Raw genomic sequence first — 26,698 nt, 5'->3', positions numbered from 1 at the left:
GGATCTATTTTAATCGGCCCGGTAGGCTGCACGTTATCAAATAATATGGTTCAAATTATTTCCTGGCTGTACCTTACGGATGTCGTCATTCATTTCACTCAACAAACTCATTCATTGAGGCGATTTGTACCGGGTTAAGTGGGACCAAGAGACAAATCACTTTCGCCTAAGAAAACGACACCGCGTTCAGACAGCCCTTTTCAGACTTAACCATTCGCGGCCACGCGCGTTTCCGTCTCTGTGTCCGGATGTTCAGGCAGAATGGCATTCAACAAATAACGCGTGTAGTCATGACGCGGTGTAGCAAAAACGTCTGCGGTTTCCCCCTGTTCAACGAGCGCTCCCCGGTACATCACCCCCACTCTGTCGGCAATGTGCCTGACCACGTTAAGATCGTGAGAGATAAAGAGATACGCCAGTCCGTAGTCACGCTGTAATCGCATCAGCAGATTGAGAATTTGCGATTGAATCGAAACATCCAACGCTGAAACCGGCTCATCGCAGACGATCAGCTTCGGCTTCAGGATCAGCGCCCGGGCAATACCGAGACGCTGGCGCTGACCACCGGAAAACTCATGCGGATAGCGGGCGCTATCCTGTGGCCGCAGGCCAACCTGCTCCAGCATCTCAGCAACCTGCGCCTTGCGATTACCGGCGCCGTGGATGATCAGCGGCTCTTCCAGGCTATAGCCAATGGTCCGTTTTGGATCGAGCGATGAAAGCGGGTCCTGAAAAATCATCTGCATGTCGCGGCGAACGCTCCGCCAGCCAACGGCATTACGCCCCGCAAGCGGTCGCCCCTCAAACGCGATCTCGCCCGCGCTTGCGGGCGTCAACCCCAGCACCAGGCGGCCGGTCGTGCTTTTTCCACTGCCGGATTCCCCCACCAGCGCCCAGGTTTCACCCGCATTCAGGCTGAAACTGATGTTATCCACCGCCTGTACCGACTGCCCACGACGGCTAAACGTTTTCGACAGGTTTGTAACGCTTAACAACGGTGTCGTCATCTCAACACTCCCGCTTCGTCGGCCCGCCAGCAGCGAACCTGTTGTGCCTTGTACCCTACCGCCCGCAGTTCAGGAGCCTGTGCCCGACAGCGCGGCTGCGCCAGCGGGCAACGATCGGCGTAAGTGCAGCCTAAAGGCAAGTCATGCAACGCCGGCACCTGACCGCGAATTTCCGCCAACGGCGTTTTCGGCGTGTGATCCGCCGACGGACGCGCCGCCAGCAGCGCACGGGTATACGGATGGCGCGGACGCTCAAACAGCGTGTGTACATCCGCCTCTTCCACAACCTGTCCGGCATAGAGCACCACCACCCGCTGGCAAAGCCGCGCGACCACGCTCAGATCGTGCGTGATAATGACAATCCCCATGCCCGATTGTTGGTTAATCTCCTCCAGCAAGTCGAGGATTTGTGCCTGAATAGTGGCGTCCAGCGCCGTCGTAGGCTCATCGGCAATCAGCAACGACGGTGATGTCGCAATGGCCATTGCAATCATCACGCGCTGGCGCATACCGCCAGAGAGCTCATGCGGCCAGGCACCCGCGCTGCGGGCGGGATCGACGATACCAACCTGCGTCAGGAGGCTGATGATTTTCTGCTGACGCTGCGATCGATTCAACGACGTATGCAGCCGCAGGCTTTCATCAATCTGTAAGCCAATGGTCATCACCGGGTTCAGACTGGCGAGCGGATCCTGAAAAATCATCGCCATCTCATGGCCGTTTCGCTGGCGGCGCGCTTTCGCCGATAGCGAATGCAGTGCTTTTCCTGCCAGCTTCACCTCACCGCTAACCCGACTGGTACGGGGCGAAAGTAGCCCCATCAGTGCCTGCGCGGTCACGCTCTTACCACAACCGGATTCACCAATAATACCGAGAGTCTCATGTGTGTTAACCCGGAAGGAGACGCCACGCACCGGGGAGACCACGCCCTGCCGGGTAGCGAAATGAACCTCAAGATCTTTCACTTCAAGCAAGCTATCAGCCATAGCGACCTCCTTGTTTTAACCGCCGTAACACGCGACGCGGCAGAGGCTTCAGGTTGGGATCGGTGTTATCTCTCAGGTCGTCGCCTATGATATTTAGCCCAAGGATCAACAGTACAATGGCGATCCCCGGAAAAAAGGTCATCCACCACGCGTTAAAGATCACGGTCTTACCTTCCAGTAACAGGTTGCCCAGGCTGGGCATTGGCGCAGGTACGCCTGAACCGAGAAAACTCAGCGCCGCTTCGGTAAGGATGGCCACGGAAAATACCCAGCTCACCTGCACAATAAACGGCGAGATGACGTTAGGCAGCAGGTGCAGCCAGATGATGCGCGAAGCGCTCGCCCCCTGCGCACGCAGGGCTTCGATAAAATTCTTCTCTTTAATGACCATCGCCGCGCCGCGGATCACCCGGGCTATCGATGGCACGTAAACCAGCGACAACGCCAGCACCACGTTGGCGATATTCGGCCCCAGAACCCCCACAATGGCGATGGCAAGCAACAAAGACGGAAACGCGAACAGACCATCGCAGACACGCATTAACACTCTGTCGACCGGACGATACCAGGCACACAGCAGGCCAATGACGATCCCCGTGACGCCCGCAATCACCGCCACCGCCGCGCCAACCGAGAGCGACACCCGCACCGCAAGCGCCACGCGAACAAAAAGGTCTCGTCCGAAGTTATCGGTACCAAACCAGTGCTCAACGGAAGGAGGTTTCAAGCGGCTTAACGGATCGATGCTGTAGGGATCGTAAGGGCTCACCAGGCTGGCGAAAAACGACAGCAGTACGATCGCCACCAGTACGGCGGGCCAGATCAACAGCGCCGGGTTTCTCGGCAGGTTCATTTTTCCCCTCCGTCTACGGACAATCGCGGATCGGCCAGATAACTCAGCAGATCCACCGCCAGGTTGATCAACACGTAACAAACCGTGATCAATAGCACCACGCCCTGGATCACCGTCACGTCACGCCGTTCGATCGAATCCACAATCAGCGAGCCCACGCCCGGAATACCGAACACACTCTCGATAACGATCGTGCCGGTCACCAGGGAGGCGAACGATTCGCCGCAAATGGTCAGAATCGGGATCAGGCTGTTTTTCAGAGTATGTCGCAGCAGCACCAGCCGCTCCGGCACGCCCTTTGCCCGTGCAGTGTTGATGAAAGGTTCCTGCATAACATCCAGCATCACTGCCCGGGTCATACGGGCGATCAACGCAGCAATACGTAATCCCAGCGCAATTGCGGGCAAGGTTAAGTACCAGACGTTCAGCCAGAAAGAATCGTTGGTGGAGCGATAACCCACCACCGGAAACCAGCGTAGTTGAACGGCAAAGAAGAAGATCAGAAACAGGCCAAGCAAAAAACCCGGCACCGACATGCCGAACGTTGCCAGCATACGAATGACACGATCCGTCGTACCACCGTGCTGCCAGGCGCTGACTACGCCACCTGCCAGCCCCAGCAGCAGCGCAATCAGTTGGGCATAAAGAGCCAGCGCCAGCGTTGGCGTCAGGTGCTGTAAAAACAGCGACATGACGCTGGTATTGAGAAACAGCGAATGCCCAAGATCCCCGGACAGGATCCCACCAAACCAACTGACGAACTGCACCAGCAATGGCCTGTCCAGCCCCATCTGCTGACGCAGCGCGGCAATATCTTGCGGATTCGCGTCATTGCCCAGGATCACCAGCGCCGGATCGCCCGGCGCGAGGTGAATCAGACAGAACACCACTACCGACACCACCAGCAGCACCGGTAGCAGTGCCAGCAGACGGTGAAAAAGGTATCTTTTCATCGCCTTCCCCATCAGGGTTTCGTCACACTAACGTTCCATAAAACGGGGCCGATCAGATCCTGATAGCCTTTCACGTTAGATTTGATCGCCACTGCATCCGGTGTCGTACGGCCCAGCACAATCACCGGCAGATATTGCCAGCTCAGCGTGTTCAGTTTATCCACCAGCGGCCTGGCCGCTTTCAGCGATGGCGCCTGTTTAATTTGATCCAGCACGTTGTCAATTTCCGGGCTGTCGCTCAGGCCGGGGAATTTCGCCCGGGAATCCAGGAACGGATACTGATGCAGTACCTGACGCATCGAAAATTCCAGCGCGCAGAGGTCGAAGTTTTTCGGATCCTGGCGGCGTTGCAGTACCGTCGGCCAGTCGTACACGTCCAGTCGCGATTTCACGCCAATCTGCTTTAGCACCTGCTGGGCCACAATCGCCAGGTTATACAGCTCGGCATATTCTTTGGTAGCGATGATCACCACCTCTTCACCTTTGTAGCCGGAGGCTTTCACCAGCGCCCGCGCCTCATCCAGCTTATGTTGATTCCAGAAGGGTTTTCCGGCTTCGCTGTACCAGTCCACTTGATCCGGGAAGCCCAGTGAGGGATCTTCTTTGAAGAAACGCGGATCGCTGTAGCCCGCCAGCAGCGTCTGATGAACGTCAAGCGCCAGGTTAAATGCCTGTCGCAGTTTCACGTTGGCGAACGGCCCCTGGTTTTTATTGAACAGATAGGTAATGAGCGAACCGCCACTCTGTGGCTGAAACAGCGACAGATCCGGCGCGCTGCTCAACGTATCAATGTTGTCTTTCGGCAACTGGAAAACGAGATCGTATTCGCCAGTCATCGCCCCCGCCAGGCGGGTGGATTCGTCGGTGATGTAGCGGAACCAGATGTCCTTCACGTTCGCCTTTTTCTGCCCCGACAAACCGCTCGCCGGTTCGCTGCGTGACTGATACTGGTCATAGCGGGTCAGATGCAAATAATCACCGGGTTTGAATTCAGCCAGCTTATAAGGGCCGGTGCCGATGAGTTCGGCGATTGGCTTCTTGCTGCTGTTGGCCTCGTCGATAATGCGTTTCGGCATGATCGCGGCAATGTTTTTCACATCCGCCAATACGTTAAGGGTGATGAGTGAAGGCGCGGGCAGCGTAAAGCTGACGGTCTTATTATCGACTTTAGTGAACTGCACGCCCGGCAGATTGGCTTTGCCCTGCGTCGACACCGCCAGCCAGCGGTTCATCGAAGCCACCACGTCATCGGCGGTGAGCAATTGCCCGTCATGAAAATGAACCCCATCGCGCAGTACAAAGGTGTACGTTTTACGATCGTCGCTCAGGGTATAACTTTGCACCAGCTCCGGTACCGGCTCAAATTTTGCGTTGATGGTGAACAACGTCTCGAAAATATGCCGGTCCACATCGGAGGTGGCATTGTTCGTGGTCAGATAGGGATCCAGCGTGCCCGGCCGATTCCCGTAGGCAATATTGAGCGTGGCGTTACGATCGACGCTTTCAGCCTGTGCGCTTCCCAGGGGTAAAACCGCCGCCAGCATCAACGCGGCGGCAGAAAACAGCATTTTCATTGTTATGTTACTCCAGTCAGGATCAGGCGGCTCGCGTGGTGGCGGTGCGACCGGCAAATTCGTCTTTCGCTTCCTGCAGTAGCGCCGCGTCCGTTAACAGGCGCAGCCCGGTACGGGCCAGCACCAGCGCTCCCGTGATGAGCGCGTCATATCCCTGTACCGAGTTAGCGGCCTCGCGAAACGCCACGGTGTGTCCAATCAACTCATCCGGGCCAATCTTGATGTAAGGGTGGGCTGTCGGCACCGCATGGCTGATATCGCCTGCGTCAGTGGAGCCAAGCCCCTCTTTTTCTTTCAGTTCAACGTCCTCCCCGGCAACGGTGAACTCATCCAGCAGCACGCTGTTCAACGTGTGGTTAATATTGAAATCTCGCGGCCCGACCTGGTGCTCAATTTTCACCGTGGTGCCGGTCGCCAGCGCAACGCCCTCTGCAATCGCGCGGATACGCGGTTCCAGCGCTACCACCTCTTCACGGGTATGTGCCCGGATGTAATAGTGCGCAGAGGCATACTCCGGGATCACATTCGGCGCCTGTCCGCCGTTGGTAATAATGCCGTGAACGCGGATGCCGTCCGGCAGTTGCTGGCGCAGAACGCTGATCCCGTTGTACAGCAGGACCAGCGCATCCAGAGCATTCACGCCTTTATGCGGCGAACTGCCCGCGTGAGAGGGTTTGCCATAAAAATGGAAATACAGATGATTGTTTGCCAGCGATGGGCCTGTGAGTCGCGTTTTACCCGCCGGATGAATCATCAGCGCCGCATCAACGTCCTTCAGGAAACCGTGCTCCACGAACCGGGCCTTCACATTGCCATTCAGACCGCCTTTACCCCGCAGTCCACCTTCCTCTGCCGGCGTCCCCAATACGACGACCTTGCCACCGGTGCGGTCCAGCGTTTCACTAAGGGCAATCGCTGCGGCGATACTGGTCACCCCAATGAGGTTGTGCCCACAGGCATGGCCGATATCAATCAGCGCATCGTATTCGGCAAGGTAGGCGATCGTTGGGCCAGGTTTACCGCTCTCCTTCACCGCACAGAAGGCCGTTTCATGCCCGGCGACGTTAACGGTGACGGCAAAACCGTGTTTTTCCAGCAACGTTGTCAGCAAACCGCTGGCGTAATATTCGTTATTGCCGGTCTCAGGATGGGCGTGAATATCTTTGGCTATCGCCACATACTCGTCCCGGTGCTGTTGAATACTTATTTCAAGACGGTCTCGTAATTCGCTGCTGCTCATTGCTTCCACCTCAGTCATGACAGTTGATTCATTCCCGACACCGGGAATGGCATTTAACGTAAGTGCCGCTTTGCTTCCTGGCGCACCCGATGCAGAACGTGATGTTTGATCTCGCTGTAGGCGGGGTGTTCGGCAAGCGTTTCGATATCCCGTTCCCTGCCAAAGGGCAGAACGATCTCATCAACAATTTTTCCTGGTTTTGCCGACATGATCAGAATGCGATCGGCAAGAAACAGCGCCTCTTCCACATCGTGAGTGACGAAGAGCAACGTGGTACCGGTGGAAAGCCAGGCCTCACGCAGCAGCTCCTGCATCATCAGTCGGGTTTGTGCGTCCAGGGCGCCGAACGGCTCATCAAGCAACAGCACTTCCGGACCAGGCAGCCAGGCGCGCGCCAGCGCCACGCGCTGCTTCATGCCGCCGGAAAGCTGCCAGGGCGCGTGATGTTCGAATCCCTTTAGCCCCACGCGCTCCAGCCAGGCCTGGGCCTGCGCGTTGGTTTCATCCTTACGATGTTTCCCCAACCGTGGGCCAAACGTGACGTTTTCCAGTACCGACAGCCACGGAAACAAATTGGGCTGCTGGAAGATCATCCCGCGATCGGGACCTGGCTGGCGTACCGTTTTGCCACCAGCCGCGACCCGACCACAATCCGGTTTATTGAACCCGGCCACCAGGTTCAGGATGGTGGATTTCCCGCAGCCAGACGGCCCGAGCAACACGACAAACTCGCCGTGGTTCAGTGTCAGGCTGATATCTTCCAGCACCGTAAACGGCTGTGGTTTCGCCGCAAAAGCGAGCGACACATTTTCGAGGGTTATTGCACTCATTATTCTTTCCCCGCCCAGGGCACCGTCAGACGTTGTAGCCCCAGCAGTAACAGATCCAGCAGATAGCCAATGCCGCCCAACAGCAAAATGCCGAGCATGACGATATCGGTACGCAGATAAGCGCTGGCGTTAATCACCATCCAGCCCAGCCCGGAGCTGGCCGCAACCATCTCCGCCGCGATAAGCGACGTCCAGCCAATACCAATGGAGAGCCTGACGGTGGTGAAGAGATCCGGCAGCGCGTCCGGCAACACTACGCGCAGGAAAATCTGCTTACGCGATGCCCCTAGCGTTTGCGCCACGCGAATACGAGAGCGCCCAATCCGCTCAACGGCGGCCGACGCGCCGACCACCACGCTCAAAAATGTGGCGATGAAAATCAGGAAAAACTTGGATGCCTCGCCGATCCCCAGCCAGACCACCGCCAGTGGAATAAGCGCGATTTTTGGCAAAGGGCGCAGGAACTGCACAAAAGGATTAAGCACCGCCGCCAGACCATCCGACAGCCCCATCAACAGCCCCAGCGGAATACCGATGATAATCGCCACGGAAAACGCACTAAGTGCCCGTGCGAGGCTCACTACAATGTGTTCCCAGAGCGGCACCTGACGATAGCCATCGGCCAGGAGCTCTTCAGTGGTCAGGCCGATGTCAGTGAGCGATGGCAATAACAGTGGATCGACCCACTGCCGCGTTGCCGCCACCTGCCAGATGATAAAGAAAACCGCCACCGACACCACGCTGATGGCGATATGCTGACTCACTCTCATTGCGCCGCCACCGCCGCATCACGAATGTAGCGGGACTCAATCGCGGTATCCCAGTTGGCAGGAATATCACGTTTGCGGATCTCACCGATACCGGCAAGGAAGCTGGCGGTTTTGGTCAACGCTTTGCCAATACCGCTGTCTGTGGTTTGTGTGCCATTTCCCAGCCAGTCAGCCGTCCCCTGCTGAGCAAGCGTCGGATATTCCAGCCCGCCCAACGTATTGGCGGCGGTGGTGACCGGAGCCCCCACTTCTTTAGCGACAATGGCTGCGGCACGCTCCGGATCTTTCCTGAACTCATCCACTTTCTGCTGGTGTACGCGCAGGAAGGCGGTCACCGCTTCCGGATGCTGTTCGGCAAAGGCTTTACGCACGACATAGTTGTTGTATATCAGGTAACCCTCTTTCTGCAGATCTTTGGTGGCAAAGACCTGATGGCCGCCCGAGGCCTCCAGTTCCTGCGCAAACGGCGCCCAGACATAACCAGCATCAATGTCACCACGTTTCCAGGCCGCCACCATTTCTGCCGGACGCAGCGGCAGCAGCGTGATTTTGCTGCGATCCAGTTTATTTACGCTGATTGCGGCTTCGAGGGCGTACTGTGCCGTTGAATTGGGTGGATAGGCGACACGCTTGCCCTCGATGTCATTGATTTTCACGATCCCGTCTTTGCCGATCAGTCGCTCGTAGCTGGCAATGACGCCCGAAATGCCAATAATCTCGACCGGTAATTTACGTACAATACCCGCTGTCGCCGGGCTGGAGCCGAAATTGGCGATATCAATGGCATTGCTGGCGAAATAATTCAAAGCATCTGCACCAGACGCAAATTGCACCCATTTCACTTTGCTGTTTAACGCTTTATCCAGAGAGCCGTCGGCTTTTGCCAGCATTAATACCTGGGAACCGCCGCTATAAGCGACCCGAACTTCAGCCGGCGTATCGGCAAAGCTCATATTTGCCCACAAGCCACCCGCTGCTATTAATAAGAAAAAACTTTTTTTCATTCTATTTATCCTTTGATGAAACCCATTATTTCGCCCAATACCGAATTGGACCGTTTATCTATTTATTTGCCATAACTGCGAACATCGCTCGGCCAATGCCTGAGCCGGATCCCAGGTGAGATGACGAAAAGGCGCCCTGGCCGCCTCCAGCGCAACTGGCACTTCGGTACAGGCCAGCACCAGCTTTTGCGCACCTCGGGCAAACAGCGCGTTAGCCTGCAACGTCAGTAATTCCCCGCCTTCATTCAGCGCTCCCCGTTTTACTGCGTAGCAGCCTGGTACAAACCAGTGTTCCAGCTCCTCCGGGGTTGGCACGATGGCCTCCATACCCAGCGCCGCCAGTCGCTCCTGATACCAGCCTGCCGTCAGCGTGCCTTTCGTGGCGATCACACCTACCCGCTGAGGTTTCTCCTCAACCTGTGCCAGCGCGTCCAGCGTGGCATCAACAATGTGCAAAATGGGCGCGCGACTGGCTTCACTCAGCGCGTCGTACCAGTGGTGCGCCGTGTTGCACGGTATGGCGATATGGCTAGCCCCCGCCTGGTTAAGTTTCTCAACAGCGTGAAGCAGCTGCGGCAGGGGCGATGGCCCTTTGCCCGCCAGCGCCTGCTGGCGATCGGCAATTTGCGGTACATTCCAGACGACCGTGGGGATCTGCTGTTGATCGCTCAGTGCAGGCGTGGCTTCCAGCAGGCGGCGCTGAAAATCCAGCGTCGCCAGCGGTCCCATACCGCCCAGTACGCCCAGCAGAAAGGGCTTAGCCATGCTCCAGTACCTGACGATAACCAAACAGACCCGCCGCACCGCCGGTATGGATAAACACGACGTTTTCATCCTGGCGGAAGTGGCCTTTGCGGATAAGATCGATAAGCCCGGCCATGCCTTTTGCGGAATAAACCGGATCGAGCAGAATACCTTCATGGCGGGCGAGCAGAGTCAGCGCTTCCAGCGTGCCTTCTGTCGGCAAACCGTACCCGTCACCGACATAATCACTGTTCGCCACCACCGCATGACGCGACAGTTCTCCCGGCACACCGAGCAGTTCCAGCGTCCGCGAGGCCAGATTCCAGACGTTCTCTTCCTGTTTTGCTTTTGGCGCGCGCACGCTAATACCCAGCACCGGAATATGGCTGTTGGTGGCGGTAAAACCAGCGACTAATCCCGCTTGCGTGCCGGTACTGCCGGTGGCGTGAACCACATGATCGATGCGCAGACGGCGTTCCGATGACTGATACAGCAACTCTTCCGCACAGGCGACGTAACCCAGCGCGCCGATCGGGTTCGAGCCACCGCCGGGGATGATATACGGCCTGTGCCCCTGCTCGCGCAGCGTCTCCGCATACTCTTCCATCGCCTGCTGCATATCGGTGCCGCCCGGCAGATGAGCGACGATGTCGCCACCGAGCAGGTTATCCAGCAGTACGTTGCCTGAACGCTGGTAATCCTCACCAAAATCGGTAACGCGTTTTTCCAGCAGCGCTTTCGCTTTCAGCCCGAGACGCGCGGCACCCGCGATCGTCTGACGCACATGGTTTGACTGCGTCGCCCCCTGGGTAATGACCACATCGGCTTTTTTCTCCAGCGCATCCGCCAGCAGAAATTCCAGTTTGCGGGTTTTATTTCCGCCCGTTGCCAGACCGGTTGCGTCGTCGCGTTTAATCCATATTTTAGGTCCGCCTAATAATTCACTTAAATTATTCAGCGGCTCCAGCGGCGTGGGAAAATGACCAAGAGAAATTCGAGGAAACCGGGCCAGATGCATAATCGCTCCTTGCTAATAAAAAAGACTTTATAAAAGTGAAATTGACTATACACATCTGCCAGATGGGGCCAATCAAGAATAATAAATAACGATTACTGAAAAATGGATAAGCAGGAAAAGTGTGACTGGCAGGATAAGATATATTCTGTTCCGGAATGGCTTGCGGCAAAAAAGAATAACGCCTTGCGTCCGCAAGGCGTTACAGAAATACTCATTTCATGTTTTATTTAACATGGTCAACAACCTGGAGGACATGCTTCCCCCTGATGTTTACTTCACTATTTGGCCTGCATCATTAACCACTTTCTCGCCATCTTCCTTTGTAAACGCACCTTTTTGCACATCAGGGAGGATATCCAACACCACCTCTGAAGGACGGCACAGACGCGTTCCCAGCGGCGTCACCACGATCGGACGGTTGATCAGGATCGGATGCTGCAGCATAAAGTCGATTAACCGATCGTCAGTAAACTTATCTTCGGCAAGACCCAGTTCTTCATAAGGCTCGACATTTTTACGCAGCAGCGCCCGTACAGTAATCCCCATATCCGCAATAAGTTTGACCAGTTCATCGCGTGACGGGGGATTTTCAAGGTAATGAATAACGTTCGGTTCAGTACCGCTGTTGCGGATCATCTCCAGCGCATTACGCGACGTGCCGCAGGCCGGGTTGTGATAAATGGTGATGTTGCTCATTTCAGTATCTCACTACAAAGTGAAAGAAAGACGTAGCGCCAGCGCGGCCAGCGTTACAAACAGCACAGGCAGAGTCATGATAATCCCGGTGCGGAAATAGTACCCCCAGGCGATCGTCATATTCTTCTGTGAAAGGACATGCAGCCAGAGCAACGTTGCCAGGCTACCAATAGGGGTAATTTTCGGCCCCAGATCGCAGCCAATCACGTTGGCATAGATCATCGCCTCTTTGATTACGCCGGTTGCAGTACTGCCGTCAATAGAGAGGGCGCCAACCAGCACGGTAGGCATGTTGTTCATGATGGAAGAGAGGATTGCCGTCAGGAAGCCGGTTCCCAACGTCGCCGCCCAAAGCCCTTTATCCGCCAGCACATTCAGCACCCCTGAAAGGTAATCCGTTAGTCCGGCGTTGCGCAAGCCATAGACCACCAGATACATCCCCAGCGAGAAGATGACGATCTGCCAGGGAGCCCCACGCAGCACCTTACCGGTGTTAATGGCATGGCCTCGTTTCGCCACCGCCAACAGGATCGCCGCCCCAACCGCCGCAATGGCGCTAACGGGAATACCAAGTGGTTCAAGGACGAAAAAGCCTACCAGCAGAAGAATCAACACTATCCAGCCAGCTCTGAACGTTGCCGGATCGTTGATTGCTTTTACCGGTTCTTTCAGACGTTCCAGGTCATACGCGGGCGGAATATCTTTGCGAAAGAACAGATGCAGCATCACCAGCGTGGCGATGATAGCGGCAATATCCACCGGCACCATTACTGAGGCATATTCCGTGAACCCCAGACCGAAGAAATCAGCCGAAACGATATTCACCAGGTTCGAGACGATAAGCGGCAGGCTGGCCGTATCGGCAATAAACCCGGCAGCCATCACGAATGCCAGCGTGGTGCTTTTACTGAAGCCAAGCGCCAGGAGCATAGCGATAACAATCGGCGTCAGAATAAGTGCTGCGCCATCGTTGGCAAACAGTGCCGCTACCGCTGCGCCGAGCAGGACTATCCAGGTAAACAGCAATCTCCCCCGACCATTACCCCAGCGCGAAACGTGCAGCGCAGCCCATTCGAAAAAGCCGGATTCATCCAAAAGAAGGCTAATGATGATCACGGCAATAAACGTTGCCGTCGCGTTCCAGACGATATTCCACACCGCAGGAATATCGTCTGGGTGTACAACACCAGAAATCAGCGCCAGCACTGCGCCCAGGGTCGCACTCCAGCCGATCCCTAATCCTTTCGGCTGCCAGATAACCAAAACAAGGGTCAGGACAAAAATAGCGCCTGCCAGTAACATACATCCTCCTGACAGAGCGGCATTGCCGCTCTGTATAGAAAAAAATTAACTCACCAGTGCTCTGAGTTTTTCAATACCGGCTGGCTCTGAGGCCAGCAGCGGAACAAGTGCCATACGACTGGCATGCAGCTGTTTCACTGCCTCAATCTGAGGTAATTCCTGTCGCGCTCGCTGGCAAAGCAGTGGTGAACGCGTCCGGGCAATAGAAAGGCTGTTATTGATAATCCAGCCCCAGGGATGAATCCCCGCACGTTCCAGATCGGCCTGCAAATGTGCTGCTTCCAGTACAGGTGTGGTTTCAGGCAGAGTGACGAGTAATACTTTGGTACGCTGCGGGTCCTGAAGCTGCATCATCGGCGTGGTAAAATGGCTTTTATCACCCATCTTCCTGGCAATCTCGCGGTGATAAGCCCCGGTAGCATCAAGCAGCAATAGCGTATGCCCGGTAGGTGCCGTATCCATCACCACAAATCGTTTACCCGCTTCACGGATCACCCGTGAGAACGCCTGGAATACCGCAATCTCTTCTGTGCAGGGGGAACGTAAATCCTCTTCGAGCAGCCGTTTCCCTGCTTCGTCCAGATCCCTCCCCTTCGTCTCAAGGACATGCTGGCGATAGCGTTCGGTTTCATCGTGAGGGTTGATTCGGCTGACCTGCAGGTTTTTGAGGCTGCCGTTCAACGTTGTGCTCAGGTGTGCGGCAGGATCTGACGTGGTGAGATGGACATCAAAACCCTTGTCTGCCAGGCGGACAGCGATGGCGGCTGCCATCGTGGTTTTACCCACGCCACCTTTGCCCATCAGCATAATCAGGCCGTGTTCACTACGGGCGAGTTCATCGACCAGGTCAGAGAGTGACATGTTCGCTGGCTTGTTCCGCATACTCTGTTCCGCATGCGATGCTGGCATAGCGACTTCGTTGAGCAGAGCTTTCAGTGCGGGCACACCAACCATATTCAGCGGCTGCAGGAATAGCGTGTCAGTCGGCAACGCTGATAACCCGGACGGAAGCGTTGCCAGAGCCTCCTGCTCCCGTTGCCATATCGCAGCGGCTAATACGTCATATTCTGCTTCGGCTGCAGGCAGAACACCGTTAATAACCAGATGCTGGTTTTTCAGGCCAATCGCCGTCAGCTCTTCATGCGTTCTGGCGACTTCCTGCAACGTGGATTTTTGCAAGCGTGAGACCAGCACCAGCCGGGTGCGTTCAGGATCGGATAACGCCTCAACCGCATGCGCGTACTGCTCACGCTGTTTGTCCAGCCCGTCCATCGGGCCAAGGCAGGAAGCCCCCTCCGGGTTACTTTCAATGAAACTGCTCCAGGCTCCGGGAAGCTGAAGAAGGCGAATAGTGTGGCCCGTTGGAGCAGTATCAAAAATGATGTGATCAAAACGAGTCAGCAGAGAAGCATCGGTCAATAAGCCAGTGAACTCATCAAATGCAGCAATTTCAGTAGTACATGCCCCTGAAAGCTGCTCGTTGATACTGCTTACGACATCATCAGGCAGAAGGCCTTTGATAGGGTTAACGATTCTGGCGCGGTATTGCTGGGCAGCGTCTTGCGGATCTATCTCCAGTGCTGAAAGGCCGGGCACAGCAGCCACGGGCTGAACCGTATTGCCGATAGTCTGATTGAATACCTGGCCAACGTTAGAAGCCGGATCGGTACTGACCAGCAAAACCCGCTTGCCCTGCTCTGCCAGCCGTATAGCCGTCGCGCAGGAAATTGAGGTTTTGCCTACGCCTCCCTTACCGGTAAAAAACAGGTAAGGCGGGATATTCTGTAGGAATTTCATATGTCCTCCTGACATACTCAACAACAGGACGTATTACCACCACAGCAACGGGTGGGCGCTAAACCCACTTTCTCCAGCGGTATACCGAACCAGCGAGCCAGTTCAGCACGTTTGGGGTAACGTCCTGCCATCACCGTTTCGCCGTCCAGCAACAGCAGCGGAAGCCCTTCGGCTCCGGAAGCTTCAAGGAATGCTTTCGCTTTTGCATTCTCAACGAAGCTCATCGGCTGTTGCGCCAGGTTGTATCGTTCAACCTGCACCCCGCGCCCTTTCAGCCATTGCACATCAGCAGAAAAATCGACCAGAACCTGATCGACATCGGAACCACAGACGCCGGTACTACAGCACATTGCCGGGTCAAACACCGTTAAGGTTTTCATCTCTCGCACCTTATATTCGTAAAAACATATATGTACAGGTAAATTTTTTAGATACAAACAGCCTTGCCGCTGCCAGAGCAGTTTGCCGATGCCAGCTTACGGGCGATAGCCTGTACGTCGTCCTGTTGACTTAACCAGGCCTGCTCAATTACCTGAGCAGCCCAGGCAGGAATATGCGGGGACAAGCGGTAATGCACCCATTTCCCCTGCTTGCGATCCAGCAATAATCCACTTTCCCGTAGCATTGCCAGATGACGGGAGATCTTGGGCTGGGACTGTTCCAGCGCCGTGCAGAGATCGCACACGCACAGCTCCCCCATCTCCCTGAGCAGCAACACGATGCCCAGGCGGGTTTCATCGGAGAGATTTTTGAAGAGTTGTATGGATGATAATTGCAGCATAAGCCCTCCTGCTTCTGTCTGGCAGTCTCTCTCTGTAACCATAAAATGTCAAAAATATATTTGGATTTTCATATGTGATGTACATAAAACGGTTGAACAGGCTGTCCTGAGGGAGCAAGTTTGGTTGGACTCAATTAATGAATAGAATTTTATAACTGCTGATTTATCAAGGGAAAATTGAGTTTAGTAGACTTCAGGAGACTTGAGTCTGGAGCGGGCGAAGGGAATCGAACCCTCGTATAGAGCTTGGGAAGCTCTCGTTCTACCATTGAACTACGCCCGCTTTGGAGTGCGTAAGGCATTATAAACCTTACGCTCTTGTTGGCAAGGGACAGACCTGCCGACTGGCGATTAATTCGCCGTCAGCATTTCGGTTTGCTGCCCTGCGGCGGCAGGTAACGCTGCGGATCGATGGCCGTCGCGCGGTAGCGAATCTGGAAATGCAACCGCACCGAGGCCGCATCAGTGCTGCCCATCGTGGCAATTTTCTGTCCGGCCTTCACGCTTTGTCCGTTATTCACCAGCAGGGTGTCATTGTGCGCATAGGCGGTAATGTAATCTTCACTGTGTTTGATCATAATGAGATTACCGTAGCCGCGCAGTTGGTTGCCCACATAAACCACCTTCCCTGCTCCGGCGGCATAAACCGGTGTACCACGAGCCGCGGAAATATCGATCCCCTTGTTACCACCTTCTGCCGTGGAGTAAGGCAGGATCACCTTACCGCTGGCTGGCCATTGCCAACAACGTTGGCCCACCGGTGGCCAGGATGATTGTGGCACAGAAGAGGACGGTCTGACCGCTGCCGTTTTGCTGGACGATTTTTTAGTGGATTTCGCTGAGGCTGTTTTCGATCCACCGAGTTTCAGCTTTTGCCCAACCTCAATGGTATACGGCGGAGAAATGCCGTTCAGACGCGCAAGATCTTTAACGCTGGTGCCGGTCGTGCGTGAAATACGGTAAAGGGTATCCCCCCGTTTGACAGTATAAACGGCTCCAGACCCGGAATCAGACGATTTGCTCCCCGAGCAGCCTGCGATCAGCAATCCTGCACAAAGCAGCATGGCAATACCCAGACTATTTTTCTTCAGGCGTCCTGCGCTCAAAACCGTTCCTCGCTACATTCACAGACGCCATATGATAGCAGTCATAATCCGGATGCCAAATTTATTGAGTCGGTAAGTAGCCTCTCAGACTGCCAGATAAACGCTATCACCACCACTTACCGTGTATCACAATGAGTTGATTAAACTCATAATGATAAGCAAGACGTATGTTTTCCCCGCGCTGTCATCCCTTTCACAGGCCATATTATTATCTCCGTCACACTTCCCTTCTCTCGCAACACGACTTTGCGCTTCTGGCGTAATTCTTGCCTGATTTAACGGTTGTTCTGGAACCGAATAGTCAAATCAGGGGGACGTTTATGGATGCGCGGGAAGCAACCGCTACCGGTGAGTCATGTATGCGCGTGGATGCCATTGCTAAAGTGACCGGGCGGGCTCGATATACTGATGATTACATGATGGCGGGCATGTGTTATGCCAAATACGTCCGCAGCCCGATTGCTCACGGTTACGCTACCAGCATCAACTGTGACGAGGCGAAAAGCCTTCCCGGGGTGTTGGCGGTATTTACCTGGGAAGATGTACCTGCTATTCCATTCGCCACGGCAGGACACGCCTGGACGCTGGATGAGAACAAACGTGACACCGCCGATCGTTTACTGTTGACCCGTCACGTACGCCATCATGGTGATGCGGTCGCGATTGTCGTGGCAAGAGATGAGTTAACCGCGGAGAATGCGGCCCTGCTGGTGAAGGTGGAATGGGAAAAACTCCCGGTGATTACCACGCCAGAAGCCGCTCTGGCGCATGACGCGGCCCTCATTCACCCTGGCGGTAATCTGCTCAATCGCAGTGAAATGACCACGGGAGATGTGCAACAGGCCATTGATGCCGCAGATTATCAACACCATGGCTATTACCAGACGCCGGTAATTCAACATTGCCATATGGAAAGCGTCACCTCATTTGCCTGGATGGAAGATGACTCACGTATTTCCATCGTCTCCAGCACGCAGATTCCACACATCGTGCGGCGGGTTGTGGGTCAGGCGCTGGACATTCCCTGGTCATGCGTACGGGTTATCAAACCGTACGTTGGCGGCGGATTTGGCAACAAACAGGACGTGCTGGAAGAGCCAATGGCCGCCTTCCTGACTCGTAAACTGGGCGGCATACCGGTGAAAGTGTCGCTGAGTCGCGAAGAGTGTTTTCTCGCTTCCCGGACCCGCCATGCGTTCACCATTGATGGACAGATGGGGCTTAATCGCGATGGCACGTTGAAAGGCTATCGTCTGGATGTCCTGTCAAATACCGGCGCTTACGCCTCACATGGACACTCGATCGCCTCAGCGGGCGGCAACAAAGTGGCCTGGCTCTATCCCCGAAGCGCGTATGCTTACCGTTCCACCACCTGCTACACCAATCTCCCTTCTGCTGGCGCGATGCGCGGTTACGGCGCGCCGCAGGTGATCTTTGCCGTGGAATCGATGCTGGATGATGCCGCGACGGCGCTGGGTCTCGATCCGCTCGAGGTTCGGTTACGAAATGCGGCTTGTGAAGGTGACAAAAACCCGATTACCGGCAAACGCATCTACAGCGCGGGACTCCCGGAATGTCTGCAAAAAGGCCGCACGCTGTTTGAATGGGACGCCCGTCGTGCAGAATGTCAACGTCAGCAGGGCAACATCCGCCGGGGCATCGGCGTCGCCTGCTTTAGCTACACCTCCAACACCTGGCCGGTCGGCGTGGAGATCGCCGGAGCCCGCCTGCTTTTGAACCAGGATGGCACGATCAACGTTCAGAGCGGTGCCACGGAAATCGGTCAGGGGGCGGATACCGTCTTCTCACAGATGGTGGCGGAGACCCTCGGCGTACCGGTCAGCGATGTGCACGTCATTTCGACCCAGGATACCGATATCACCCCATTCGACCCTGGCGCATTCGCCTCTCGCCAAAGCTATGTCGCCGCACCGGCACTGCGCAAAGCAGCAATACAACTGCGCGATAAGATCCTCCATCACGCTGCCGACATGCTGCATCAGTCCGTCATGAATCTGACGCTGACGGCAGGTAGCATCGTCCTTATCGATCGCCCGGACTCTCCGTTACTGTCATTAAAAGACCTGGCGATGGATGCGTTTTATCACCCGGAACGCGGCGGTCAGCTGTCAGCGGAATGCTCCGTGAAAACAACCACCAACCCACCGGCGTTTGGCTGCACGTTTGTCGATCTGAGCGTCGATATCGCACTGTGCAAGGTCACGATCAACCGCATCCTCAATGTCCATGATTCTGGCCATATCCTGAACCCGCAACTCGCGGAAGGACAGGTGCACGGCGGAATGGGGATGGGCATTGGCTGGGCGCTGTTTGAAGAGATGATCATCGATGAGGAAAGTGGCCTGGTACGAAACCCTAATCTCCTCGATTACAAAATGCCAACTATGCCCGACCTGCCGCAACTGGAAAGCGCCTTCGTTGAAACCCGGGAGCCGCAATCGGCATATGGGCATAAATCTCTCGGCGAACCGCCCATTATCCCGGTTGCTGCCGCCATTCGTAACGCAGTGAAAATGGCCACAGGCGTTGCTATTGATACGCTGCCCCTGACGCCAAAACGGCTGTATGCGGAGTTCCACCAGGCTGGCTTGATTTGAGGATAAGACCATGTATGACTTTGCTTCTTACCATCGCGCGTCAGACATTGCCGAGGCTATCAGCCTGCTGGCGCGCTATCCGCAGGCGAAACTGCTCGCCGGCGGAACTGACGTTTTGATTCAACTTCATCATCATAATGCGCGTTACCGTCATATCGTCGACATCCATGATCTGCCCGAGCTGCGGGGAATTACGTTGACGAAGGAGGAGGGATTGCGTATCGGTTCCGCCACCACCTTTAGCGATATTATCGAGAACCCCATCGCGCAACGACATCTGCCTGCCCTGTGCGCAGCCGCCGCCTCCATAGCCGGGCCGCAAATCCGCAATGTCGCCACCTACGGCGGGAATATCTGCAACGGCGCAACCAGCGCAGATTCGGCAACGCCAACGCTGATTTATGACGCCACGCTTGAGATAGCCTCGCCAAAGGGCGTGCGTTTTACCAGCATCATCGGTTTTCACACCGGCCCCGGAAAAGTCTCTCTTGAGCAAGATGAAATCCTTGTCGCCTTTCATTTTCCACCACAGCCCAGGGCCCATACCGGCAGCGCGCATTTTAAATATGCCATGCGCGATGCGATGGACATTTCGACCATCGGCTGCGCGGCACAATGCCAACTGGATAACGGTGGTCTTAAAGAACTTCGACTGGCGTTTGGCGTTGCATCTCCCACGCCAGTCCGCTGTCAGCATGCGGAGCGTGCGGCGCAAAATGCGCCATTGACTCTGCAAACGCTGGACGCAATCGCGGAATCCGTTCTGCAAGATGTCGCCCCGCGCTCTTCCTGGCGGGCCAGTAAGGAATTTCGTCTGCATCTCATTCAGACGATGACCCGGAAAGTGGTTACTGAAGCCGTTGTCGCGGCGGGAGGAAAGCTGCAATGAATGACACTAACCGAATCACGCTGGAATGCGTTATCAATGGTCACCCTTTTCAGCTCAGTATCATGCCGGGAATGCCGCTCTCTGAACTCCTGCGCGAACAAGGGTTGCTGAGCGTTAAACAGGGATGCTGTGTCGGTGAATGCGGAGCCTGTACGGTTCTGGTTGATGGTACAGCCATTGACAGTTGCCTGTATCTTGCCGCGTGGGCAGCAGGAAAACAGATCCGCACACTGGAAGGCGAATCGGCTGGCGGCCAACTCTCACGAGTCCAGATGGCTTATGCCTCATCCGGCGCCGTGCAGTGCGGCTTTTGCACGCCGGGTTTAATCATGGCGACCACCGCTATGCTGGCAAAGCCACGGGAACAGCCGTTAACCATTCTGGAGATCCGTCGCGGGCTGGCGGGAAATCTGTGTCGTTGCACCGGTTATCAAATGATTGTCGATACCGTACAACGCTGCACCGAGCCGGAGTAATAGACGCCGCCTCTTTCAGATTGCCTCCGGGATGGAGGCATTCACACGTTTGCGTGCAGAATTACGCGTTCAGCAGCTCATACTTTTTGATCTTGCGATAAAGCGTCGCAATGCCAATGCCTAACTCATCCGCCACCTGTTTTTTATTGGAGTGGCGGGAGAGCGCTTCGCGGATCATCTGCTTTTCCATCTCTTCCAGCGCGGTTCCGCCGGTGTCATCGGACAGCAACTGCGCCATGTGAGCCACCGCACCAACCGATTCTGGCGCTTTACCGTTGATCAGATTGGGTGGTAAGAGCGTACTGTCTATCACCTCGCCAGAAGGAACCACGTTGACCAGATATTCCATCAGATTGCTTAGTTCGCGCAGGTTTCCCGGCCATTGATGGTGTTTGAGCAAGTTCACAACATCCGGGGCAATACCCGGGTAGACCAGCCCTAAGCGGCGAGTATGCAGATGCAGAAAATAGTGCACCAACAATTCAATATCATCCTGTCGCTCACGTAGCGGCGGCAGGGTCAGTGGAATAACGTTCAGTCGATAGAACAGATCTTCGCGGAATTTGCCTTCGGCGATGAACTGCCCGAGGTTCTGATTGGTGGCTGAAATAATGCGGATGTCGACCTGAACCGGGCTGCTCGCCCCCAGCGGCAACACCTCTCTCGCTTCAATAGCTCTGAGCAGTTTAGCCTGTAGCATCAACGGCATATCGCCGATTTCATCGAGGAACAGCGTTCCACTGTTTGCCGCCTGAATCAGGCCGGTTTTACCATTGGCGGAAGCGCCGGTGAATGCGCCTTTGACATAGCCAAACAGTTCACTTTCCAGTAACTGTTCCGGTATCGCCGCGCAGTTGATGGCGATAAACGGTTTATTGCGCCGTTCACTCAGTTTATGAATGGCGCGCGCGACCACCTCTTTCCCGGTGCCGCTTTCACCCACAATCATGATGCTGGACGGACTGGGCGCAATACGACTAATGAGTCGCTTAAGCTGGCGCATGGCCCGGCATTCACCAACCAGTTGTTCAATATGCGGCTCATCGGCGGCAATCGACACTGAGGAACTGGTATGCGACTGATGGAAAGCCATCAGGAATAACTGCCGCCCCTGCACATGATGCAACTGACCAATAATCAGTTCACTTTTATCATCCCAGGAGACGATATGCTGCATATGTCCGTGGGTGAAATTACTTTCAAACGTTAACGGCCGAAACCTGACTGACTTTCCCACCATATTATTCTGTGCCGCGCCGAGAATTTTTAACGCGGTTTGATTCGCGAACTGTACGCGGTTATCTTCATCAATGACCAATACGCCTTGATCCATATTCTCAATCATTGTCGAAAATATTTTACTGATGCTGTCACTCCCACTTTGATCTTCGAGTAGTTTTGAAACAAAAATGGTGGATATATGGCGAACATAATCTGAAAACTCGCGCAGGTTATCATTGATATGTTCCTGCTGTTCATGTGTTACAGCAATCAAACTGATCACACCGACACAACGGTCCTGCAGAATGACCGGTGTTCCCAGAAAAGCCTTCTCACGACAGTTCTCTTTGCTATCACAACCATCACACAGCGGGTCTAAGCGGGAATGCGTCACGACCTTTTCTTTTTTACTTTCCAGCACATAGCGCAACAATCTGGAGTTGCCGCTCAACGGGCGCCCGAGGTATTTGCCGTAAGCGCCGGTTCCCGCGACGCGACAGAGGTTTTCGTCGACGATCTCAACTTCGAGTTGCAAAACGCTGGCAAGCATTCTGGCGAAACGCTGAATTGTAGGTTGAATCTGCATCAAAACGGACTGCGTTGTTGCAAGCACCATAGTCTTACCTTCCGAAATCACTTAAATGATTGATCATTGAAGACATTGATGGTTCGTAGAATATAAGGATACTAACTCAGACGAAATTTGCTTTGATAAAAACACAGGCTCTTTATCATTTTATAATGAAAATATGCAAGAGAAATCACATTTCCATATCAATATGAGAATTAACGGTGTGAGTTTATCAAACTGACGGTATTTACCTCCCTTACCCCTATTATTCTGCCCGCAAGTTCATTGACAAATTTCGATATTTATTGAGCCAAACGTTTTCGTATATTCATCGCTAATTACAAACAGCCTTATTCTGTGATCGGAACCGCATATTGCGGGATGAATTCCCGTTTAGCCACCACCGGATTCATTTTGGCACGCTTATTGTTAGTCCCTGGTATATCGGTGATGCCACGTGTCATTACCGCGGATAAGCCACCTTGCCGTCATTCCACTACCAGGATCTTACAATGAAAACTGTTAATGAGCTGATAAAGGATATCAATTCGCTGACCTCACACCTTCACGAGAAGGATTTTTTGCTTACATGGGAACAGACGCCGGATGAACTGAAACAAGTCCTGGACGTCGCTGCCGCACTGAAAATGCTGCGTGCCGAAAACATCGCGACCAAAGTCTTCAATAGTGGATTAGGAATTTCTGTATTCCGCGATAACTCCACCCGTACCCGCTTCTCCTATGCCTCCGCCCTTAACCTGCTCGGCCTGGCTCAACAGGACCTGGACGAAGGGAAATCACAAATCGCGCACGGCGAAACCGTCCGCGAAACGGCCAACATGATCTCCTTCTGCGCCGATGCCATTGGTATTCGCGACGACATGTATCTTGGCGCGGGCAACGCCTATATGCGTGAAGTCGGTGCCGCGCTTGATGACGGCTATAAACAGGGCGTACTCCCGCAGCGTCCAGCGTTAGTTAACCTGCAATGCGACATCGACCACCCGACACAGGCGATGGCAGATCTGGCCTGGCTGCGTGAACATTTCGGCTCTCTGGAAAACCTCAAAGGCAAAAAAATCGCCATGACCTGGGCCTACTCACCCAGTTACGGCAAACCTCTCTCCGTGCCGCAGGGCATTATCGGTCTGATGACCCGCTTCGGTATGGATGTCACCCTGGCGCACCCGGAAGGCTATGACCTGATCCCGGACGTGATTGAAGTGGCAAAAAACAACGCGAACGCGTCCGGAGGCAGTTTCCGTCAGGTCACCAGCATGGAAGAAGCCTTCAAAGATGCCGACATCGTCTATCCGAAGTCATGGGCACCTTACAAAGTGATGGAAGAGCGCACCGAACTTCTGCGCGCCAATGACCACGCGGCCCTGAAAGAGCTGGAAAGACAGTGCCTTGAACAGAACGCGAAGCATAAAAACTGGCACTGCACTGAAGAAATGATGCAACTCACCCGCAACGGCGAAGCGCTGTATATGCACTGCCTGCCTGCGGATATTAGCGGCGTCTCCTGCAAAGAAGGCGAAGTTACCGACGCCGTCTTCGAAAAATACCGCATCGCGACTTACAAAGAAGCCAGTTGGAAACCCTACATCATCGCCGCGATGATCCTCTCCCGCAAATATCCGAAACCTGGCGTGCTGTTGGAACAACTGTTGAAAGAAGCGCAACCACGCGTGAAATAACCCCTGAGCCGACCTGCCGGTCGGCTCTCCTTTCCGGAGGCCAAAAGGATAGGATATGTCCGTTTTCTCATTGAAGATCGATATTGTCGATAACCGCTTTTACAACGGTGAGACATCGCCCCTTTTTTCGCAAAAACAGGCCAAAGTGGCTCGCCAGTTCCATCAAAAGATCGCTGGCTACCACCCAACGCCGCTCTGTGCGCTGGATGACCTTGCCAGCCTGTTTGGCGTGAAAAAAATCCTCGTCAAAGATGAATCAAAACGCTTTGGACTCAACGCGTTCAAGATGCTCGGCGGAGCCTGGGCCATCGCCTGCCTGCTGTGTGAGAAATATCATCTTGATATTGAGACGCTCTCTTTCGAACAGCTTAAAAACGCCATCGGCGAAAAAATGACGTTCGCCACCACCACCGACGGCAACCACGGCCGCGGTATTGCCTGGGCTGCACAACAGCTCGGACAAAATGCGGTGATTTACATGCCGAAAGGCTCAGCCCAGGAGCGCGTGGACGCCATTCTCAACCTCGGCGCAGAGTGCATCGTCACCGATATGAACTATGACGATACCGTTCGCCTGACGATGCAGCATGCCCAACAGAACGGTTGGGAAGTGGTGCAGGACACCGCCTGGGAAGGCTACACCAAGATTCCTACCTGGATTATGCAGGGATACGCCACGCTGGCCGACGAGGCTGTTGAGCAAATGCGCGCCATGGATGTCACGCCGACTCACGTGCTGTTACAGGCCGGCGTAGGCGCAATGGCGGGCGGCGTGCTGGGCTATCTGGTGGACGTCTATGGCCCACAAAATCTGCACAGCATCATCGTCGAACCGGACAAAGCGGACTGTATTTATCGTTCCGGCGTGAAAGGTGACATTGTCAACGTCGGTGGGGATATGGCAACCATCATGGCCGGTCTGGCCTGTGGCGAACCTAACCCGCTTGGTTGGGAAATTCTGCGCAACTGCGCCACACAGTTTATCTCCTGCCAGGACAGCGTCGCCGCACTGGGCATGCGCGTGCTGGGCAATCCCTTTGGCAGCGACCCACGCGTGATCTCCGGTGAGTCCGGGGCCGTAGGATTAGGCATTCTGGCAGCCGTCCATCACCACCCACAGCGTCAGGCCTTAATGAACAAACTGGCGTTAGATAAAGACGCCGTTGTGCTGGTCATCAGTACCGAAGGCGATACCGATGTGAAGCACTACCGCGAAGTGGTCTGGGAAGGCAAACATCCGGTCGCACTGTAATCCCCCCCTATTGGACAACGCTCCCCAGGAGATTCGGGAGCGAACACTGGAGAAAAGTCATGGCTAAGCACATTCCCTTTAAACTGATTCTTGAAAAAGCAAACGACTACAAAGAGGACATGACGCGTTTCCTGCGCGATATGGTCGCCATTCCCAGCGAGAGTTGCGATGAAAAACGCGTCATTCATCGTATCAAGCAAGAAATGGAGAAAGTCGGCTTTGATAAAGTCGAGATTGACCCGATGGGCAACATTCTGGGATACATCGGTCATGGTCCGCGCCTTGTCGCGATGGACGCGCATATCGATACAGTCGGTATCGGCAACATCAAGAACTGGAATTTTGATCCCTATGAAGGGATGGAGACCGACGAACTGATCGGCGGACGCGGCACGTCAGACCAGGAAGGCGGTATGGCGTCAATGGTTTACGCCGGGAAGATCATTAAAGATCTCGGTCTGGAAGATGAGTACACGCTGCTGGTCACCGGCACGGTACAGGAAGAAGACTGCGACGGCCTGTGCTGGCAGTACATCATTGAACAATCCGGTATCCGCCCGGAATTCGTCGTTAGCACCGAACCAACCGACTGCCAGGTCTATCGTGGCCAGCGCGGACGCATGGAGATACGCATTGACGTACAGGGGGTGAGTTGCCACGGTTCCGCCCCGGAACGCGGTGATAACGCCATCTTCAAAATGGGCCCAATCCTCAACGAGTTACAGGAATTGTCACAGAATCTGGCCTGGGACGACTTCCTCGGGAAAGGAACCTTAACCGTTTCTGAAATCTTCTTCACGTCACCCAGCCGCTGCGCCGTAGCGGACAGTTGCGCCGTCTCTATCGACCGTCGTCTGACCTGGGGCGAAACCTGGGAGGGTGCGCTGGAAGAGATTCGCGCCCTGCCGGCAGTGAAAGCTGCCAATGCGGTGGTCTCAATGTACAACTATGACCGCCCCTCCTGGACCGGCCTGGTTTACCCCACCGAATGTTACTTCCCGACCTGGAAAGTGGAAGAAGATCACTTCACCGTCAAAGCGCTGGTCAATGCTTATGAAGGACTGTTCGGCAAAGCACCGGTGGTCGACAAGTGGACCTTCTCCACAAACGGCGTATCGATTATGGGACGTCACGGTATTCCGGTGATCGGTTTTGGTCCGGGTAAAGAACCAGAAGCCCACGCGCCAAACGAAAAAACCTGGAAATCACATCTGGTGACCTGCGCCGCAATGTACGCTGCCATTCCACTGTCCTGGCTGGCAACAAAATAACAATCCATCTGCCTCCCCCGGTTTACCGGGGGATTTCCG

At 54.8% G+C, this 26,698-nt stretch carries 24 protein-coding genes and 1 tRNA gene; 6 read left to right on the top strand and 19 right to left on the bottom strand.

Annotated features, from left to right (window positions below; all coding sequences use genetic code 11):
• Positions 1-206 precede the first annotated feature (206 nt).
• From I6L53_RS03960 to actS, 18 genes are all read right to left on the bottom strand, one after another.
• A complete protein-coding gene (locus I6L53_RS03960) occupies positions 207-1,007 on the bottom strand; it encodes an ABC transporter ATP-binding protein (RefSeq protein WP_052425405.1) in 801 nt (266 codons plus the stop codon).
• A complete protein-coding gene (locus tag I6L53_RS03955; protein WP_042322218.1) occupies positions 1,004-1,993 on the bottom strand; it encodes an ABC transporter ATP-binding protein in 990 nt (329 codons plus the stop codon). Before I6L53_RS03955 ends, I6L53_RS03960 begins: the two co-directional genes overlap by 4 nt.
• Positions 1,986-2,846, bottom strand: coding sequence for an ABC transporter permease (locus tag I6L53_RS03950; protein WP_052425404.1), 861 nt, complete (start codon positions 2,844-2,846; stop codon positions 1,986-1,988). The genes I6L53_RS03955 and I6L53_RS03950 overlap by 8 nt, the downstream gene beginning before the upstream one ends.
• Positions 2,843-3,799: an ABC transporter permease gene (locus I6L53_RS03945; protein ID WP_042322739.1), complete on the bottom strand. Its 957-nt coding sequence runs from the start codon at positions 3,797-3,799 to the stop codon at positions 2,843-2,845. Before I6L53_RS03945 ends, I6L53_RS03950 begins: the two co-directional genes overlap by 4 nt.
• 11 nt (positions 3,800-3,810) lie before the next feature.
• Positions 3,811-5,373, bottom strand: coding sequence for an ABC transporter substrate-binding protein (locus I6L53_RS03940; RefSeq protein ID WP_042322216.1), 1,563 nt, complete (start codon positions 5,371-5,373; stop codon positions 3,811-3,813).
• Between the two features lie 22 nt (positions 5,374-5,395).
• Positions 5,396-6,613, bottom strand: a complete 1,218-nt coding sequence (locus I6L53_RS03935) for a M20 family metallopeptidase (RefSeq protein ID WP_042322214.1) — start codon at positions 6,611-6,613, stop codon at positions 5,396-5,398.
• A gap of 53 nt (positions 6,614-6,666) precedes the next feature.
• Complete coding sequence (locus I6L53_RS03930; RefSeq protein ID WP_042322213.1) at positions 6,667-7,443, bottom strand: ABC transporter ATP-binding protein; 777 nt, start codon at positions 7,441-7,443, stop codon at positions 6,667-6,669.
• Positions 7,443-8,213 carry an ABC transporter permease gene (locus I6L53_RS03925; RefSeq protein ID WP_042322211.1) on the bottom strand — a complete coding sequence of 257 codons (771 nt, stop codon included), beginning with the start codon at positions 8,211-8,213 and terminating at the stop codon, positions 7,443-7,445. The genes I6L53_RS03930 and I6L53_RS03925 overlap by 1 nt, the downstream gene beginning before the upstream one ends.
• The gene (locus tag I6L53_RS03920; RefSeq protein WP_094465711.1) at positions 8,210-9,217 is read right to left on the bottom strand and encodes a taurine ABC transporter substrate-binding protein; all 1,008 of its coding nucleotides are present in this window, start codon (positions 9,215-9,217) and stop codon (positions 8,210-8,212) included. The genes I6L53_RS03925 and I6L53_RS03920 overlap by 4 nt, the downstream gene beginning before the upstream one ends.
• A gap of 54 nt (positions 9,218-9,271) precedes the next feature.
• Entirely contained in the window at positions 9,272-9,982 is a 711-nt protein-coding gene (gene cuyB, locus I6L53_RS03915) for a cysteate racemase (protein WP_042322209.1), read from the bottom strand.
• Complete coding sequence (cuyA, locus tag I6L53_RS03910) at positions 9,975-10,979, bottom strand: D-cysteate sulfo-lyase (RefSeq protein ID WP_042322206.1); 1,005 nt, start codon at positions 10,977-10,979, stop codon at positions 9,975-9,977. The genes cuyB and cuyA overlap by 8 nt, the downstream gene beginning before the upstream one ends.
• A 270-nt stretch (positions 10,980-11,249) precedes the next feature.
• Complete coding sequence (arsC, locus tag I6L53_RS03905) at positions 11,250-11,675, bottom strand: glutaredoxin-dependent arsenate reductase (protein ID WP_042322203.1); 426 nt, start codon at positions 11,673-11,675, stop codon at positions 11,250-11,252.
• A gap of 12 nt (positions 11,676-11,687) precedes the next feature.
• Positions 11,688-12,977 carry an arsenic transporter gene (locus I6L53_RS03900; RefSeq protein WP_042322200.1) on the bottom strand — a complete coding sequence of 430 codons (1,290 nt, stop codon included), beginning with the start codon at positions 12,975-12,977 and terminating at the stop codon, positions 11,688-11,690.
• A 45-nt stretch (positions 12,978-13,022) separates the two neighbouring features.
• Complete coding sequence (gene arsA, locus I6L53_RS03895) at positions 13,023-14,774, bottom strand: arsenical pump-driving ATPase (protein ID WP_217124962.1); 1,752 nt, start codon at positions 14,772-14,774, stop codon at positions 13,023-13,025.
• A gap of 17 nt (positions 14,775-14,791) precedes the next feature.
• Positions 14,792-15,154, bottom strand: a complete 363-nt coding sequence (gene arsD, locus I6L53_RS03890) for an arsenite efflux transporter metallochaperone ArsD (protein ID WP_042322193.1) — start codon at positions 15,152-15,154, stop codon at positions 14,792-14,794.
• Between the two features lie 47 nt (positions 15,155-15,201).
• Positions 15,202-15,555 carry an As(III)-sensing metalloregulatory transcriptional repressor ArsR gene (arsR, locus tag I6L53_RS03885; RefSeq protein ID WP_042322190.1) on the bottom strand — a complete coding sequence of 118 codons (354 nt, stop codon included), beginning with the start codon at positions 15,553-15,555 and terminating at the stop codon, positions 15,202-15,204.
• A 209-nt stretch (positions 15,556-15,764) separates the two neighbouring features.
• Positions 15,765-15,838 (bottom strand) — tRNA-Gly (locus I6L53_RS03880).
• Positions 15,839-15,917: 79 nt separating this feature from the next.
• On the bottom strand, positions 15,918-16,661 hold the full coding sequence (actS, locus tag I6L53_RS03875; RefSeq protein ID WP_042322188.1) for an amidase activator ActS: 744 nt from the start codon (positions 16,659-16,661) through the stop codon (positions 15,918-15,920).
• 320 nt (positions 16,662-16,981) lie between these two features.
• Here actS and xdhA point away from each other — a divergent pair, with 320 nt between their 5' ends.
• Genes xdhA through xdhC form a run of 3 tightly spaced genes read left to right on the top strand, consistent with a single transcriptional unit; the run spans position 16,982 to position 20,644 of the window.
• Positions 16,982-19,279 (top strand): xanthine dehydrogenase molybdenum-binding subunit XdhA, encoded by a 2,298-nt coding sequence (gene xdhA, locus I6L53_RS03870; protein ID WP_042322187.1) that lies wholly within the window; start codon positions 16,982-16,984, stop codon positions 19,277-19,279.
• Positions 19,280-19,289: 10 nt separating this feature from the next.
• A complete protein-coding gene (gene xdhB, locus I6L53_RS03865) occupies positions 19,290-20,168 on the top strand; it encodes a xanthine dehydrogenase FAD-binding subunit XdhB (RefSeq protein ID WP_042322183.1) in 879 nt (292 codons plus the stop codon).
• Positions 20,165-20,644 (top strand): xanthine dehydrogenase iron sulfur-binding subunit XdhC, encoded by a 480-nt coding sequence (gene xdhC, locus I6L53_RS03860; protein ID WP_042322180.1) that lies wholly within the window; start codon positions 20,165-20,167, stop codon positions 20,642-20,644. Before xdhB ends, xdhC begins: the two co-directional genes overlap by 4 nt.
• 61 nt (positions 20,645-20,705) lie before the next feature.
• Here xdhC and I6L53_RS03855 read toward each other — a convergent pair whose 3' ends face one another.
• Entirely contained in the window at positions 20,706-22,481 is a 1,776-nt protein-coding gene (locus tag I6L53_RS03855) for a sigma-54 interaction domain-containing protein (protein ID WP_042322179.1), read from the bottom strand.
• Between the two features lie 467 nt (positions 22,482-22,948).
• On the opposite strand from I6L53_RS03855, the gene ygeW reads away from it, so the two are divergent.
• Genes ygeW through I6L53_RS03840 form a run of 3 tightly spaced genes read left to right on the top strand, consistent with a single transcriptional unit; the run spans position 22,949 to position 26,659 of the window.
• A complete protein-coding gene (ygeW, locus tag I6L53_RS03850) occupies positions 22,949-24,136 on the top strand; it encodes a knotted carbamoyltransferase YgeW (protein ID WP_042322176.1) in 1,188 nt (395 codons plus the stop codon).
• Between the two features lie 55 nt (positions 24,137-24,191).
• Positions 24,192-25,388: a diaminopropionate ammonia-lyase gene (gene dpaL, locus I6L53_RS03845; RefSeq protein WP_042322174.1), complete on the top strand. Its 1,197-nt coding sequence runs from the start codon at positions 24,192-24,194 to the stop codon at positions 25,386-25,388.
• A 59-nt stretch (positions 25,389-25,447) separates the two neighbouring features.
• A complete protein-coding gene (locus tag I6L53_RS03840; protein WP_042322173.1) occupies positions 25,448-26,659 on the top strand; it encodes a YgeY family selenium metabolism-linked hydrolase in 1,212 nt (403 codons plus the stop codon).
• Positions 26,660-26,698: the final 39 nt, after the last annotated feature.

It is taken from the genome of Citrobacter farmeri (genome assembly GCF_019048065.1).
GTDB classification, from domain to species: domain Bacteria; phylum Pseudomonadota; class Gammaproteobacteria; order Enterobacterales; family Enterobacteriaceae; genus Citrobacter_A; species Citrobacter_A farmeri.
The sequence above is the reverse complement of the archived record's forward strand: the minus strand, read 5'-3'. Positions and strand labels throughout refer to the sequence as shown.

What these genes read in the sequence shown, in the direction of transcription:
- xdhA (WP_042322187.1), top strand. Translation starts at nt 16,982, where the DNA reads ATGGATGCGCGGGAAGCAACCGCTACCGGTGAGTCATGTATGCGCGTG.
- dpaL (WP_042322174.1), top strand. Translation starts at nt 24,192, where the DNA reads ATGTCCGTTTTCTCATTGAAGATCGATATTGTCGATAACCGCTTTTAC.
- arsA (WP_217124962.1), bottom strand. Translation starts at nt 14,774, where the DNA reads ATGAAATTCCTACAGAATATCCCGCCTTACCTGTTTTTTACCGGTAAG.
- I6L53_RS03900 (WP_042322200.1), bottom strand. Translation starts at nt 12,977, where the DNA reads ATGTTACTGGCAGGCGCTATTTTTGTCCTGACCCTTGTTTTGGTTATC.
- I6L53_RS03930 (WP_042322213.1), bottom strand. Translation starts at nt 7,443, where the DNA reads ATGAGTGCAATAACCCTCGAAAATGTGTCGCTCGCTTTTGCGGCGAAA.
- arsD (WP_042322193.1), bottom strand. Translation starts at nt 15,154, where the DNA reads ATGAAAACCTTAACGGTGTTTGACCCGGCAATGTGCTGTAGTACCGGC.
- I6L53_RS03960 (WP_052425405.1), bottom strand. Translation starts at nt 1,007, where the DNA reads ATGACGACACCGTTGTTAAGCGTTACAAACCTGTCGAAAACGTTTAGC.
- cuyB (WP_042322209.1), bottom strand. Translation starts at nt 9,982, where the DNA reads ATGGCTAAGCCCTTTCTGCTGGGCGTACTGGGCGGTATGGGACCGCTG.
- I6L53_RS03950 (WP_052425404.1), bottom strand. Translation starts at nt 2,846, where the DNA reads ATGAACCTGCCGAGAAACCCGGCGCTGTTGATCTGGCCCGCCGTACTG.
- I6L53_RS03920 (WP_094465711.1), bottom strand. Translation starts at nt 9,217, where the DNA reads ATGAAAAAAAGTTTTTTCTTATTAATAGCAGCGGGTGGCTTGTGGGCA.
- xdhB (WP_042322183.1), top strand. Translation starts at nt 19,290, where the DNA reads ATGTATGACTTTGCTTCTTACCATCGCGCGTCAGACATTGCCGAGGCT.
- I6L53_RS03940 (WP_042322216.1), bottom strand. Translation starts at nt 5,373, where the DNA reads ATGAAAATGCTGTTTTCTGCCGCCGCGTTGATGCTGGCGGCGGTTTTA.
- I6L53_RS03945 (WP_042322739.1), bottom strand. Translation starts at nt 3,799, where the DNA reads ATGAAAAGATACCTTTTTCACCGTCTGCTGGCACTGCTACCGGTGCTG.
- arsR (WP_042322190.1), bottom strand. Translation starts at nt 15,555, where the DNA reads ATGCTGCAATTATCATCCATACAACTCTTCAAAAATCTCTCCGATGAA.
- I6L53_RS03855 (WP_042322179.1), bottom strand. Translation starts at nt 22,481, where the DNA reads ATGGTGCTTGCAACAACGCAGTCCGTTTTGATGCAGATTCAACCTACA.
- cuyA (WP_042322206.1), bottom strand. Translation starts at nt 10,979, where the DNA reads ATGCATCTGGCCCGGTTTCCTCGAATTTCTCTTGGTCATTTTCCCACG.
- xdhC (WP_042322180.1), top strand. Translation starts at nt 20,165, where the DNA reads ATGAATGACACTAACCGAATCACGCTGGAATGCGTTATCAATGGTCAC.
- I6L53_RS03925 (WP_042322211.1), bottom strand. Translation starts at nt 8,213, where the DNA reads ATGAGAGTGAGTCAGCATATCGCCATCAGCGTGGTGTCGGTGGCGGTT.
- arsC (WP_042322203.1), bottom strand. Translation starts at nt 11,675, where the DNA reads ATGAGCAACATCACCATTTATCACAACCCGGCCTGCGGCACGTCGCGT.
- I6L53_RS03840 (WP_042322173.1), top strand. Translation starts at nt 25,448, where the DNA reads ATGGCTAAGCACATTCCCTTTAAACTGATTCTTGAAAAAGCAAACGAC.
- I6L53_RS03935 (WP_042322214.1), bottom strand. Translation starts at nt 6,613, where the DNA reads ATGAGCAGCAGCGAATTACGAGACCGTCTTGAAATAAGTATTCAACAG.
- I6L53_RS03955 (WP_042322218.1), bottom strand. Translation starts at nt 1,993, where the DNA reads ATGGCTGATAGCTTGCTTGAAGTGAAAGATCTTGAGGTTCATTTCGCT.
- ygeW (WP_042322176.1), top strand. Translation starts at nt 22,949, where the DNA reads ATGAAAACTGTTAATGAGCTGATAAAGGATATCAATTCGCTGACCTCA.